Source organism: Butyrivibrio proteoclasticus P6B7, assembly GCF_000622085.1.
Lineage (GTDB): Bacteria > Bacillota > Clostridia > Lachnospirales > Lachnospiraceae > Butyrivibrio > Butyrivibrio proteoclasticus_A.
In genome coordinates this window covers 21,801-35,318 of the sequence record NZ_KK211397.1, presented here as the reverse complement: position 1 = coordinate 35,318, position 13,518 = coordinate 21,801, and the positions used below count along the sequence as shown (strand labels likewise).

The following is a 13,518-nucleotide window of genomic DNA, read 5'->3' as shown; positions in this document are numbered from 1 at the left end:
CCTTACCTCAATAGTTATTTATTATTATCTATCAATTCTCTTTTTTCTTAGCTACGAAGAATATTGCTCCAAATGCTGCTACCATAAGGATAACGATTCTATAAAGTGTACTCATAGTAGTATCATCTGTAGATCCGGCTCTTACTGCTCCGAGAACTGCTCTCTGGTCAGCTGGTGTATCTTCTCTAACTGCTCCAAGAACTGCCTGTGCTGGTGTAGCTGTTGCTACAACGCTTGTTGAAGGAGTTGATGGATTGTTTGGTCCAGGTGTTGGTCCATCTGGATTAGACTGTGGAACTACCTTCTCAAGAGAGTACACTGGATCATCAATCTCTGCCCAATGCATAAGTCCATCTTCCTCTGGGAACTCTGGCCAATACTCATCCTCTAACAGATCGATCTCATGTATATCTGATAATTCTAATGCAAGGAATGCTTTTAATGAATCAGTGCTAAGCTTCTTCATTACAGCTACCTTACAGTATTCTTGCATCTCCGCATAGTAGTGTGGCAATGCACTAAGCTTAAGGATTGCTTCATTTGTTGGTCCAAAGTTATCTGCTGATACAGTTACAACAATGTTCATATCTGTTACTATCGGATCATTATAATCATAATCAAGGAATCTGTAGTAAACAGTCACATCTGCTGTTCCATCCTCAAATTCTTCAACTTCAACTCCAGAAATACCAACTCTAGCATTCTGCCAGAACTTAACTGTGAGATTATAATCATTACCATCCAATGTAATTGGAACGTTTCTATCCTGATACTTATCCTGTACTGTGTAATTGTGTTTCTCTATATATCTATATGTGTAAACCCATTCCTCATATTTGTGATAATCTTTGGCATCAATTATAACTGTGTTGCCATCAACATCTTTTACAGCAACCTTATCTTCGTTGATCTGTGTTATGTTACCTGTCTGGATATTTTCAAAGAGGGTCTTATCAAACTTAGCGACCATATTTCCATCAGGATCACAGACAATGACTATAACACGATCTGATTCTTCCTCTTCCTGTCCAACTACTTCTACTTTGTATAGATCGTAGTATTGTGTACTAATATATTGTGTTCTGCCAGCGCTATACTCTACGATATCGCCAATCTGCCAGTGATTATACTCAGATGCAATGCCTGAATATCTACCATCGTCATAGGCACCTACTTTTCCAATGTACATATATACTTCGCCTTCGTATTCAATATAAATCTTAGCTTTATATGAATCACAGCCATCACTGTCAAGTACTCTTTCACCTATTACTTCAAACCATAGTGCTTTGTAATCAGCATATCCTTCACCAGAGCTTTCATCACCCTTAGTGTTGTAGATATGTGTTTGCTCTGTAGCTATAACTTCCTCTCTACCCTCAATCCAATAGCTCCAGTCTTCGACCTGTGATATTCCTTCCATCTCTTCCATTTCTTCTCTGGAATATCCTTTGCCATTATATACGTACGCTTTTTTAGCTGTTAATGTGTCACTTTCATTTTTAAGTGCCTTGTATACTTCCTCTTCAAGGCAATATACTTCGCCCTTTGAACCAACGGTATAATAAACTGTATCTGTTGGCTTCATGCCCTCTTTTGTATTTACATACGCAATGGCTTTGTCATCAGAAGGCTTACATTCTACAAACTGTCCAAAGTCATCAAAATAACCATAGAAGATATCTTTAGCTTCTACAATGTCAAAAAGAAGTTCAAATGATCCATCTTCCATAGGGATTCTTGGAACAACTTCTATATCTTCCTCTACATCAAAATCTTCCGGAAGCTCAAGTCTTACATCTTCATTTTTATCATTTTTAACTGTGACAACGTCACCGTTCTCATCTTCAAGATAAATATGGCTGGTCCATCCCTCACGCTCAACATATGCATCAGTATAATCAAGAGTCTGTCCCTGAACATCTGACTTATTTACACGCTGATAATCATCAGTCTGGTTACCATCTTCATCCTTGCTATCTTTATCAGAATAATACTGTTTTTCAGTAATTGTCACGTATACATCTGCAGTATGAGTTCCATCATCTAAAGTCTCATCGTAATGAACATCTCTTTCTTCTGTAATGTCACTATCATACTCAGGCTCTGGATCTGGCTTCGGATCATCTTCGCCTGGAGTTGGAACATCTGGCTTATCTGGATCTTCTGGATCAGAAAATGCAGGATCTGTAGTTATAGGATCATCACCAGTAGGCTTTGTTGGTGGAATTTCTGGATCTTCTGGATCCTCAGGTTTTGGCTTTTCTGGTGGTGTATCCGGATCATCACTTGGATGTTCTTTATATTCCGGCTCTACTGAAGGTGTCTCTGGATCCTTTGCAGGCTCTGAAGGTTTTTCCTTGTACTCTTCGACTACAGGCTCGCCATCGCCCTCGCCTTCAGCATATGTGGTAATACCACCAAAACTACCAGCAAGTAATGCTGATACCATAATTGCAGCCAATCCCTTAGCCAAACTTCCCTTCCATAGTTTTTTGTTCCTCATAAAAAATGCCTCCGTCTCATAAAGAAAAAATTTATGTTACCCCTCGTAGGTACTTGCCCGGTAAGCTTTTTCGTAACCCAAAATAAAAAACAAGCCCGGGTAGAGTTTCCTCTACTGGGCTTGATGTTGCGGGCGTTCCCTATTAACCATCATAGGGGTTTCCGATTTTTGATTCTATGGGTCGGTGGTCATTAATGTGGTCATTTTTCAGTTTATAATTTTAAGCTGCTCACGGCTGGCCAGGCCATATTTAAGGAGTATAGAGCTTACCTGCTTCTTAACCGTAGACAGGGACACAAGTTGCGCCTTGGCTATCTCCGAATTCGTAAGCCCCTGCTTGATCAAAGAAAGAACTTCCTTCTCTCTATCAGATAACTTCGGACCTGTAAGTCCCATTACCTCCAGACTCTCTTCAAGATTCCTTGCTATCCTTTCTATGCATATCCTGTCGTCAGCTTTTATATGGCATTTAACCAGTATCTTCCTGATAGAGTCAAAGTTCTCCGCAAAAGGAAGATACATCTTATCCGGAAGCCCCATATCCAGGGCAGTATTTAGCTCCTCAGCAGCCTCCTTCTCCTGTCCAATGGCTTCATAGGCTGCTGCACAAAAGATACTAGTGTATAAGCTTGATAGAAGATTTGGGAAGGTGGATGATAGCTCTTTTACCACCTGGGATATTCCCAAAAGCTTAGTGTATTCCTGGCGATTAAGAAGATAGCTCTCGTAGATAATAAACGCATAAGCCTGGGTTGTGAAGGTCAGGTGCTTGGCATCTATCTTGCCCTCCTTAAGCCATGGCTTAATCCTGTCGTAATCCCCCTCGATCATGGCAATGAAGCCATCTGCCATGTCATAGGTATAGCGGGTGAAGTCCTCAAGCTTTCTTCCGGAGTGATTCTTAAGATTAGTCTCTGCCTCCGACAATAGCTCTTTATTCCCTGTTAAAAGAGCTATCCTTGCAAGAATAAATGAACCGCAGATGGCAATGGAGGTCTGCTCCTTACTGTCAGCATCGAATATTCCGCGGAAGGCTCCTATCTCTGCCTTGTCGTAATTACCTCTGTTAAGCTCAGCCTCTGCCCTTGCAATTATCTCAGCTCCTGCTCCGTGATTCCCCGAAAGTTTGCAATATATAGGCATACATTCATCCATCTGATCCAGTTCTTCTGAGAGCTTTCCCGCCTCTCTCCAGTAAAGGTACAGTATCGATGGACTTCCAAAGCTCCAGGAACCATGGCAATTGAACATCTTGGACTGACGCTGTAACAGATCCCAGGCTTTTTTCTGAAGCTTACACATGGCATCAATCCTGTTGTACCTAAGGAATGACAAAAGAAGCTCCAGTTCGCCCATGAGTTCTTCCTTCTCTCGTTCGCTCAGGCTACTGTTTCTGATATTTTCACGCATCTTGGGCGCAAAGCGGATTATCTCCTCGTTATGTCCCATCATGAACATGGTGAACATCATATAGATCGGAACTCCGGGGTGGGCATAGGTATCTTTTTTATCAGAATGCTCCATGAGATCAATTATCATGGGCACTGTGTAGGTTTCATTAACTGCAGAAAAATCCGTGATATCCGTAGGAAGCTCATATATCTCGCTCCAATATCCAGACAGATACAGAAGTCTTATGGCTCTTGTATGGTCTCCTGCCTCCCAGCAAAGCTTTCCGGCAGTATGATAGATTTCTTTTTTCTCATCCTCAGATAGAAGCTCAAACCTGCCATTTAAGAACTTCTTAAGCTGGGTGTGGAGATAATAGCGCTTTTCCAGTTTGGAATACTGGATAAAATAGTGGGTCTCTCTTAAGCTCTTTTCCGAAATGGTCATGGAATCGCCTGAAAAGCCAACGGCCTGGGACAGGGTAAAGCTTGGCAGGACAGATAGCTGCAGGTATGTATTCTTGTCCTTGTCGCTAAGGCTGTTCCAGACAGTCTTTTCCATAAGGGCGTCCATTCCGCCGTGCTCAAAGCTTCCCTTCTTAACATAGGAATCAAGCTGAAGATAAAGAGCTATGGCCCATCCGCCAGTAAGCTCCATTACATCCTCCACTTCCTCCTCTGAAAGCTCTATTCCGGCAGACTTGTAGTACTCAGTAACATCCTGCTTGTTAAAGACAAAGTCCTCCTCAGAAAGATGATAAAGCTTTCCTGTAGGCACAAGCTTAGCCCTCTGATCTGCAGAGAAGGGATGGGATGCAATTATTATGTGGAAACCTTTTACCTGATGGCCTGCAAGATAATCAATTAGTTCAACTGCATATTCGCAGTCAAAGGCCTGGAAATCGTCGATGAAAAAGAAGGCAGTTTTGCCATCCCCAGTATAATCCTGGATGATGTGACGAATGTCTGCCAAAGAATCCTCGTTAGGATAACCAACAGCTTTAAGTTTACTAACCTTGCCTACCTGAATATCATAAAGAGCATTACAAAGCTCTTCCCAAGAAGTCTCAACGGAATTCTCCGGAAGGAATCTGTAGGTCAGCACCTTTGCACCCTCATCAGCCATTTTCTGAAGGTAATGCTTAACAGCGGTGGTCTTCCCAAAACCAGAAGGTGCTTCTATTAATGTGCACGGAAAATGAACTATCTCCGACAGCTTCCCCTCTAGCTCCTCAGAGAAATACTCGACATTGAGTCGTTTGACCCCTTTCATTATTATTTCGCCCTCATAAAGAAATTAACGCTTTTTAGTAAACCACTTCTATATTAATGCAAAAAAAAAATCTGCGCAACAAAAAAGGTGGACATTACTGTCCACCTCTCAAATATCACATTACCATACAGCTACGCGGTCTTCTGGTGCAAGGTACATTCCGTCGCCTTCCTTGACGTCGAAGGCTGTGTAGAATTCCTCGAACTGCTGACATGTTACGTTGGTTCTAAGGTAATCAAGAGGGTGTGTATCCTGCTGGAGGTAGTAGCTCTCGATCTCGAAGTAGCAGATACCTCTCCAGTCCTGTGCAAAGCTCTTGAAGAATACCTCGTAGTCGAAGTTCTCTTCCTTGGCTGCCAGTGTAAGCATAGCCTTCATACCAGCCATATCAGCAATAGCCTCAGTCTGGATGTTGGCACCGTTCACCTTAACATCACCATATACTGTGATTCCATTGTAGTAATCAATAAGCTTCTGTGCTCTATCCTGGAAAGCAGCGTAATCTTCGTCTGTCCACCAGTTAGCATAGTTACCGTCCTTATCGAACTGAGCTCCACTTGTATCAAATGCGTGGCTGATCTCGTGTCCGATAACAACACCGATTCCACCGTACATCTCTTCTTTGGTCATATCTGGGCTGTAGAAGTTGCCATCAAGAATACCAAGAAGAATATTGATTGAGTTATCAACTGGGCTGTAGTAAGCGTTTGTATCAAGAGTTGAGAAATCCCAGATCTCTTTATCCACAACACCATTAGTGTGGCTTACATCAAGCTTCAACTCGAAGTCAGCTAAAGCTCTTTTCATCTCATAATAAGACATGCCTGTGAAATCAAGGCTGCTGTAATCAAGCCACTTATCAGGAGAAACAACATTGATCTTGATGTTATCAAGCTTAGCAATAGCGTACTCTTTGGTCTCGTCTGAAAGCCAGTCCTCAGCAGCAAGCATTTCTCTGTAAACATCAACAACATCCTCACAGATTCCAGTTACGTCAGCCTTAACTTCAGTAGCATCGTACTTAGCCATGTAGAGCTTTTCCACAGGCTCGCAAAGGTTGCTCTTAGCTGAGCTGTAAGCGTACTCTTCATCTGAAAGTCTTCCACTTGAACCGTATACTGAGTTCTCCATCTCAAGGTAGTCATTAAAGCTCTCTTCATCAAGCATTCCTGCCATTGAAAGAGTTGTCATAACAAACAGGTAATCCTTGATCTGAGCCACATTCTCCTCTGTATAAAGATCTGAGATCTTCTTGATAGCATCTGGCTCCATTACAAGGTACTTATTAGCTTTGTCATATCCAACAGATGCAATAACATCTACAATTGGGAAGTTAGGTGCAAGATCTGCAAGCTCGTCTGGAGCGTAGTAGTTAAGGATCTTGTCGTAAATATCAGGTGAGTTACCCTCTTCGTTAGTAAGTGAAGACTCTGCAAGCTGTGTCTCGAACTCAAAGCTGCTGTCGTACATAGCGCTTGCTTCATCCTCTGTATATCCCATACGGGTCATAAGCTTTGTAAAAAGATCTAAATAACCAGCCTTCAAAGCCTCACCTGTATCAGTCATCTCTGAGTACTCAGCTGCATCACCCAGCAAAAAGCTTGGATTTGTAACGTAAGTAACATACTTATCTGACTCAACAAGGTCTGTATCGTTGCCAACACCTACAAGAGTAGTTACATAAAAGCTTCTCTCTGGATCGCAGAAGAAAGCTGAAAGGTCATCCAGGGTTGAGATTGTGCTGATATCATCAAGGATTTCCTTAAGTGGTGTAAGACCAAGTTCATTTCTCTGATCCCAGTCCTTGTAAGCATTGTAGTAAGCTCTTGCAAGCTCTGCATCATGTCCCTCGATAGAATCATCCTCAAGAGCTGCGATACCTTTCTCTTTGATGATATCGCTTACTGCAGAAAACTCTCCATAGCTTGAGTATCCGTCAGGAATAGAAGCAGTCTTAGCCCACTCCTGGTTAACAGCTACATTGAAGTCATCCTTGTAGGATGGATTAGTAACACTAAGGATATTCTCCTGAATATCTGAATCAATCCATGGCATTCCACCAGTAGCATCTGTTGCGGCCTGCTGGTCGTCTGCTGAATCCTGGCTGCTGGCATCGCTGCTAGCATCTGCACTAGTAGAAGCCTCTGTAGAAGCATCGCTTCCGCCATTGTTGTCACCTGGCTTTGCCGGTGTGCATCCAGCAACTACCATAGATAGAGCCAGTGCCAACGCAATAACTTTTTTCTTCATAATTTTTCTCCTTTTAAAACATTTATCTTAAAAGAACTCCTCATACACATCCCACAAATTTGAAGTTGTGACAGCCTCATCCGGTGTCACTGTAATGGAGTTCCAAAGATCTACATTAAGCTCCTTGGTAAGGGTAGCTACGTAGGCATCGTACTTCTCACCGAAGACCTGACGCTTTCTCTGGGTAACGATTTTCTCCTTGTTAGCCTCAGTTTCCTCTCGGTTAAAGGTACTGATGCATTTTATTATACAATATCCTTCCGAAGTTTCCACTATATTACTTATTTCTTCGTTACCAAGATTAAAGGCAGTGGTCTCGTAGATCTCTTCCATATCCCCTTTACCAAAAGAGATTGTGCCCTCATCCGCCTCGTTATACTCAGCCATGAGTTCCTCAAAGCTGCTGCCCTCTTCTAAAAGAGCTATGACATTATTAGCCTTATGTCTGGCCTCAGCCCTCTCAATATCTGAGTAAAGAACCTTTTCTCCATTGGCATCAAGGGAATAGTTCTTTATAAGGATCTGCTCAACGGTGATGGTTCTGGCCTCATCGTCACTAATCTCAGGGTTAATGTCTTTGATTATATAATCATATAGTTTATCTGCCAAGGCATATTCTGTGTATATTTGCGCAATTTGATCTTTTGTAACCTGCTTCATTGCTGTAATATCAGCCTCTGATAGTGTGTCATAGTAGGCTGTTGCTGCATTTTCTGCCTTCTCGATTTCTTCAGGAGCCAACTCTATCTCCATCTCTTTTGCCAAAAGATTCATTGCCTTTATCTGGGCCACCTTGGCAAGGACAGATTCCTTGAGCTTATCCTCAACAGTGCCATTATCAGTCTCCTTACTCCAGATATCAGTTCCAAAGGTATCCTCGTAACCATTCTGGGTATTAACAAGATATACCATCATCTCCTGAATACTGCAGACAGAGTCCTCGATCCTGAACACCTCACTATCAGAAAAGCCTGTGGTGAATACCACCTTAGGCTTATTCTCAGAGTCAAAGCCACAGCTGGACAGACATATAATTACCAGTAATATAGAGAAAACGCGCATGAGTGAACAAGCGCGTTTATCTATTTTATTATTTGTTCTCTTATAAAGATTCATAATAAATTTAAGCCTCAAGTGTTTTCATAATGCTGCGGGCAACACTTATACCATTTGCTGATGCCTGCTGCAATCCTCTAGTCACACCAGCTCCGTCTCCGATTGCACGAAGTCCCTTAATGCTGGTTTCAAAATCTTTATTAACAATAACTTTATTAGAATAGAATTTAACTTCAACACCGTAAAGAAGTGTCTCATCTGAAGCAATACCAGGTGTAACCTTATCAAGGGCCTGAATCATCTCATCAAGGTCTACCATGATTCTGTGTGGGAATACCAGTGAAAGATCTCCAGGAACCGCATCCTTAAGTGTTGGGATAAGGTTGTTTCTGCAAAGTCTCTCTTCTGTTGTTCTTCTTCCACGTCTGAAATCACCGTAGGTCTGAACAAGAATCTTACCGCCACAGAGCATGTTGGAAAGCTCTGCAATTTTTTTACCATATTCGATAGGTGTCTTGAAAGGCTTAGTAAAGTTCTTTGATACAAGGAGAGCAAAGTTTGTATTGTTAGTCTTAAGCTCTTTTCCCTTATAAGCATGTCCGTTAACTACTGCAAGACCGCCCTCGTAATACTCAGTTGCAACCTCGCCTGATGGGTTAGTACAGAAGGTACGAACCTTATCATCGAAGGTAGGTGTGTGGTAGATGAGCTTAGCCTCATAGAGGTTCTCATTAAGGAACTGCATAACCTCGTCTCTTACCTCTACACGAACACCAACGTCAACTGTACCAGGCTTAGTCTCAATGCCGATCTCTTCGCACTTATCCTTGAACCAGTCAGCTCCTTCACGACCAACTGCACTTACGACTTCCTTAGCATAATAGGTCTCGCCCTTGTCTGTTACAACACCCTTACATACGCCATCTTCAACTATGATCTCTGTAACCATTGTGTTGAACTCGATCTCTACACCAGCATCAAGAATGTGCTGCTGAAGCTTAGCATAAATCTTGTAGCCTTCCTCTGTTCCAAGGTGTCTGATTGGGCACTCAACAAGCTTAAGGTTAGCGTTGATGGCCTTTCTACGGATCTCACGGATCTCAGCCTCTTTATCAACACCGTATACGCTTGTATCAGCGCCGAACTTAAGGTAGATCTCGTCAGACTCGTGAATAAGCTTAGTAGCCTCATCATAACCAAGAATATCTGGAAGTGTTCCACCTACATCAGGTGAAAGAGAAAGCTTTCCATCAGAAAAAGCTCCAGCTCCTGCAAATCCAGTTGTGATGGAACAAGGCTTACAACCTGCGCAAGTCTTAGTTACTCTCTTAGGACAATTTCTCTTTTCAATAGAGCGTCCCTTTTCTATCATGAGAACCTTAAGATCAGGTCTTTTCTCCATTAACTCATAGGCACAAAAAATACCACCAGGGCCTGCACCAATAATAATTACATCTACTTCTCTTGACATAAAACCTCCATATAGAGAAATGCTGCCATCTCTCTATTTAATAAATTGATACTGATACCAAAGGACAAAAATAATACCATATCAAATAATACATTAGCAAGTTATTATAACATATTAATAAGCTGCATGTGAAATCTATAACATGCAGCTTATTTACTGGGTTCGTTGATATGGTTACAAACCAGCCTGTTTTTGGCTGTGATTCATGTCTGATATATCAGAATCATCTACTACTTCTGTACTGAACAGGTGTCATACCATATTTCTTTTTAAAGAGTCTGTTGAAATGCTCAACATTCTGATATCCAGCGGCCTCAGCCACCTTCTCAACCTTCATGTTGCCGTTTCTTAAAAGTGTGCTGGCCTTATTAAGTCTGATTCTCTTAACGTTCTCACCAAAGGTCATGCCAGATTTTTCTTTGATGTACTTAGAAAGATATGGCTTTGAAAGGTAGAACTGGTTTGAAAGATCATCAAGAGTAACGCTTAAGTAATTCTCCTGAATGTAATTGATGATAGAAGTGATTCTCTCATCCTTAGTGTTCTTGACGTCTCTTACTGCCTCGATCTGGTTAACTGCAATAACAAGGGCATTGATGGAGGACTTGATGATATCTTCGTCAATTCCTACGCCCCAGTACTTCTTTCCATCGCAGGTAATTCCCACATAGGAGCAGGCCTTTGAAGATGATCCTCTTGAAAGAGCATGCTCTTCATAAGTTGAAAGCTCATAGCTTACATTGAAGTACTGCTTGATAGCGTTACTTACAGCATCAAGACGGCCGTTACCATTGGCCTCTATCATATGCTCTTTATCAGCATGCATGATGTTAACCTCTGCAAGGATACCGTCAACCTGCTTGAAATGAACATCTGTAATCTTGAATACGTTGTCATTGTGAACGTACTTATCTTCAAATATCTGATATATTCTGGCTGGTGAAAGTTCAGCGTGCTCTCTGTCAGAGATATCCTTGATGGTGTAGCTGATATCTGCCTGCATTTCCTTAGGAACCATCATGCCATAGTTGGTCTTAAGGATGTAGCTTACGCCGCCCTTACCAGACTGGCTGTTGATTCTGATAACGTCTCCGTCGTACTCTCTGCCAAGGTCCTTTGGATCGATAGGAAGATATGGAACAGACCATATTCCCTTGTCCTTCTTCTGCTCATGCCATGCAAAGCCCTTGGAGATAGCATCCTGGTGAGATCCAGAAAATGCTGTAAACACAAGCTGGCCAGCATATGGCTGTCTCTCGTAGATGTGCATTCTTGTAAGTCTCTCATAGGTCTCGCCGATGGCTGTGATCTTACTGAAATCAAGTCCTGGATCCACGCCGTGGGAGTACATGTTAAGAGCAAGAGTAACGATATCTACGTTTCCTGTTCTTTCTCCGTTACCAAACAAGGTACCCTCGATTCTGTCAGCTCCTGCAAGGCAACCAAGCTCTGCATCGCTTATTCCGGTTCCTCTGTCATTGTGTGGATGAAGGGAAAGAGTTACAGCCTCTCTGTACTTAAGGTTCTTACTGATATACTCAACCTGAGTTGCGAATACGTGAGGCATTGCGATCTCTACAGTTGTAGGGATGTTGATAACAACTTTATTCTTAACTGTTGGCTTCCAAACATCCAGAACTGCGTTGCAGACTTCTACTGCGTAGTCCACCTCAGTTCCAGGGAAGCTCTCCGGTGAATACTCAAAGGAGAAATTACCTTTTGTCTCTTTAGCAAGCTTATCAAGAAGCTTTGCTCCGTCTACAGCGATCTTCTTAACTTCTTCCTTGCTCTTTTTGAAAACCTGCTCTCTCTGGGCAACAGAAGTTGAGTTGTAAAGATGGATGATGGCCTTTGGCGCACCCTTTACTGCCTCGAAGGTTCTCTTGATGATGTGCTCTCTTGCCTGAGTAAGAACCTGAACTGTTACGTCATCAGGAATCATGTTTCTCTCGATAAGAGTTCTTGCAAACTCAAACTCTGTCTCTGACGCAGCTGGGAATCCAATCTCAATTTCCTTAAAGCCAAGGTCCACAAGCATTGTAAAGAACTCAAGCTTCTCATCAAGGCTCATAGGCTCAATAAGTGCCTGGTTTCCATCTCTAAGATCAACACTGCACCAAATTGGTGGATGATCCACATAGTCTTTTTTAACCCAGTCATAGGTTGACTTAGGTGGCATAAAATACTGGCGCTGGTACTTCTCGACGTTCTTCATAATCTTCCCCTCCGATGCTGATATTTTGTATTCTTTGTATCTGTCATTGTTATGAATCACAGATATTCTTGTTATTACTGTTTTTGATCTTGTTATTACTGTTTTTGGAGATACAGATAGTTAAAAGTTGATGTTTTTTATCTTGCTATATTAATATATATCGGTTTGTTTGATAGAAATTAATAGAGCGATGTTAAATTTGCACATGTTTTTTGATAATTCTTATGTTATCACAAATTATTGCAAATAAAACATGGTGATATTATCCATTTTTCTTGATGGATATTAATATTTCTGTTTACATATATGCTCACCAGGCGAAAATGTGGTTTACATATGTGTTTTTAGCAAATGAAGTTAGTCCACTGTGAACATTTAGAGGAAAAGAAAGAATACATCAAAGATTTCAGCGCGAATGCGCATTTAGCGGACGCCATCCTTGACCCTCATAAATCAGGGCGCTGCCCCGCTTTCACCGATGGCGATAGACTCATGAGCAGCTGTAGAGTGGCGCCATCACTCACTTCATCGTAGCGCCCTGATTTTTGAGCCTCAAGGACAAGCCCTACGGGTGGCTGTTTCATCACCTCAGGCTCCTGATCTTCGAGCAGCTGCCATACTCCTTCCTCTACGTCCTCGCACTCGCAGAGTTTTGGGTACAGAGCCCTATTTTCACTTCTGTACCCACATTTTCTGAATTTCTTTGGGTACTAAGCTCATATTCAGCTTCTGTACCCAAACTTTCTGTATTTCTTTGGGTACTTAGCTCATTTTCGGCTTCTGTACCCAAAATTTCTGTATTTCTTTGGGTACTAAGCTCATATTCAGCTTCTGTACCCAAACTTTCTGTATTTCTTTGGGTACTAAGCCCATTTTCGGCTTCTGTACCCAAACTTTCTGTATTTCTTTGGGTACTTAGCTCATTTTCGGCTTCTGTACCCAAAGTTTCTGTATTTCTTTGGGTACTAAGCTCATATTCAGCTTCTGTACCCAAACTTTCTGTATTTCTTTGGGTACTAAGCCCATTTTCGGCTTCTGTACCCAAACTTTCTGTATTTCTTTGGGTACTTAGCTCATTTTCGGCTTCTGTACCCAAACTTTCTGTATTTCTTTGGGTACTAAGCTCATTTTCGGCTTCTGTACCCAAAATTTCTGAATTTCTTTGGGTACTTAGCTCATTTTCGGCTTCTGTACCCAAACTTTCTGTATTTCTTTGGGTACTAAGCTTATAATCGGCTTCTGTACCCAAAACTCTCCCAGATTTCTTGGGTACAGATTGCCAAAATAAGCTTCTGTACCCACGCACCAAGAATTTCCGAGGGTACAAAACACCAAAACAGCCATTTGTACCCCCAGCAC

At 41.9% G+C, this 13,518-nt stretch carries 7 protein-coding genes; all 7 read right to left on the bottom strand.

Annotated features, from left to right (window positions below; all coding sequences use genetic code 11):
* Positions 1-31: 31 nt before the first annotated feature.
* Positions 32-2,506 (bottom strand): hypothetical protein, encoded by a 2,475-nt coding sequence (locus T541_RS20955; protein ID WP_026653940.1) that lies wholly within the window; start codon positions 2,504-2,506, stop codon positions 32-34.
* A 207-nt stretch (positions 2,507-2,713) separates the two neighbouring features.
* Positions 2,714-5,167, bottom strand: coding sequence for a LuxR C-terminal-related transcriptional regulator (locus tag T541_RS0117870; protein ID WP_081780028.1), 2,454 nt, complete (start codon positions 5,165-5,167; stop codon positions 2,714-2,716).
* Positions 5,168-5,287: 120 nt separating this feature from the next.
* Positions 5,288-7,417, bottom strand: a complete 2,130-nt coding sequence (locus T541_RS0117865) for a M13-type metalloendopeptidase (RefSeq protein ID WP_026653938.1) — start codon at positions 7,415-7,417, stop codon at positions 5,288-5,290.
* Between the two features lie 27 nt (positions 7,418-7,444).
* Positions 7,445-8,533, bottom strand: coding sequence for a peptidylprolyl isomerase (locus T541_RS0117860; protein WP_242840805.1), 1,089 nt, complete (start codon positions 8,531-8,533; stop codon positions 7,445-7,447).
* Between the two features lie 7 nt (positions 8,534-8,540).
* Positions 8,541-9,944, bottom strand: a complete 1,404-nt coding sequence (locus tag T541_RS0117855; RefSeq protein ID WP_026653936.1) for an NAD(P)/FAD-dependent oxidoreductase — start codon at positions 9,942-9,944, stop codon at positions 8,541-8,543.
* A 223-nt stretch (positions 9,945-10,167) separates the two neighbouring features.
* Positions 10,168-12,159, bottom strand: coding sequence for a 2-isopropylmalate synthase (locus T541_RS0117850; RefSeq protein WP_026653935.1), 1,992 nt, complete (start codon positions 12,157-12,159; stop codon positions 10,168-10,170).
* 628 nt (positions 12,160-12,787) lie between these two features.
* Positions 12,788-13,518 (bottom strand): hypothetical protein (locus T541_RS0117840; RefSeq protein ID WP_207640292.1); only part of this gene is annotated, 731 nt, incomplete at its 5' end.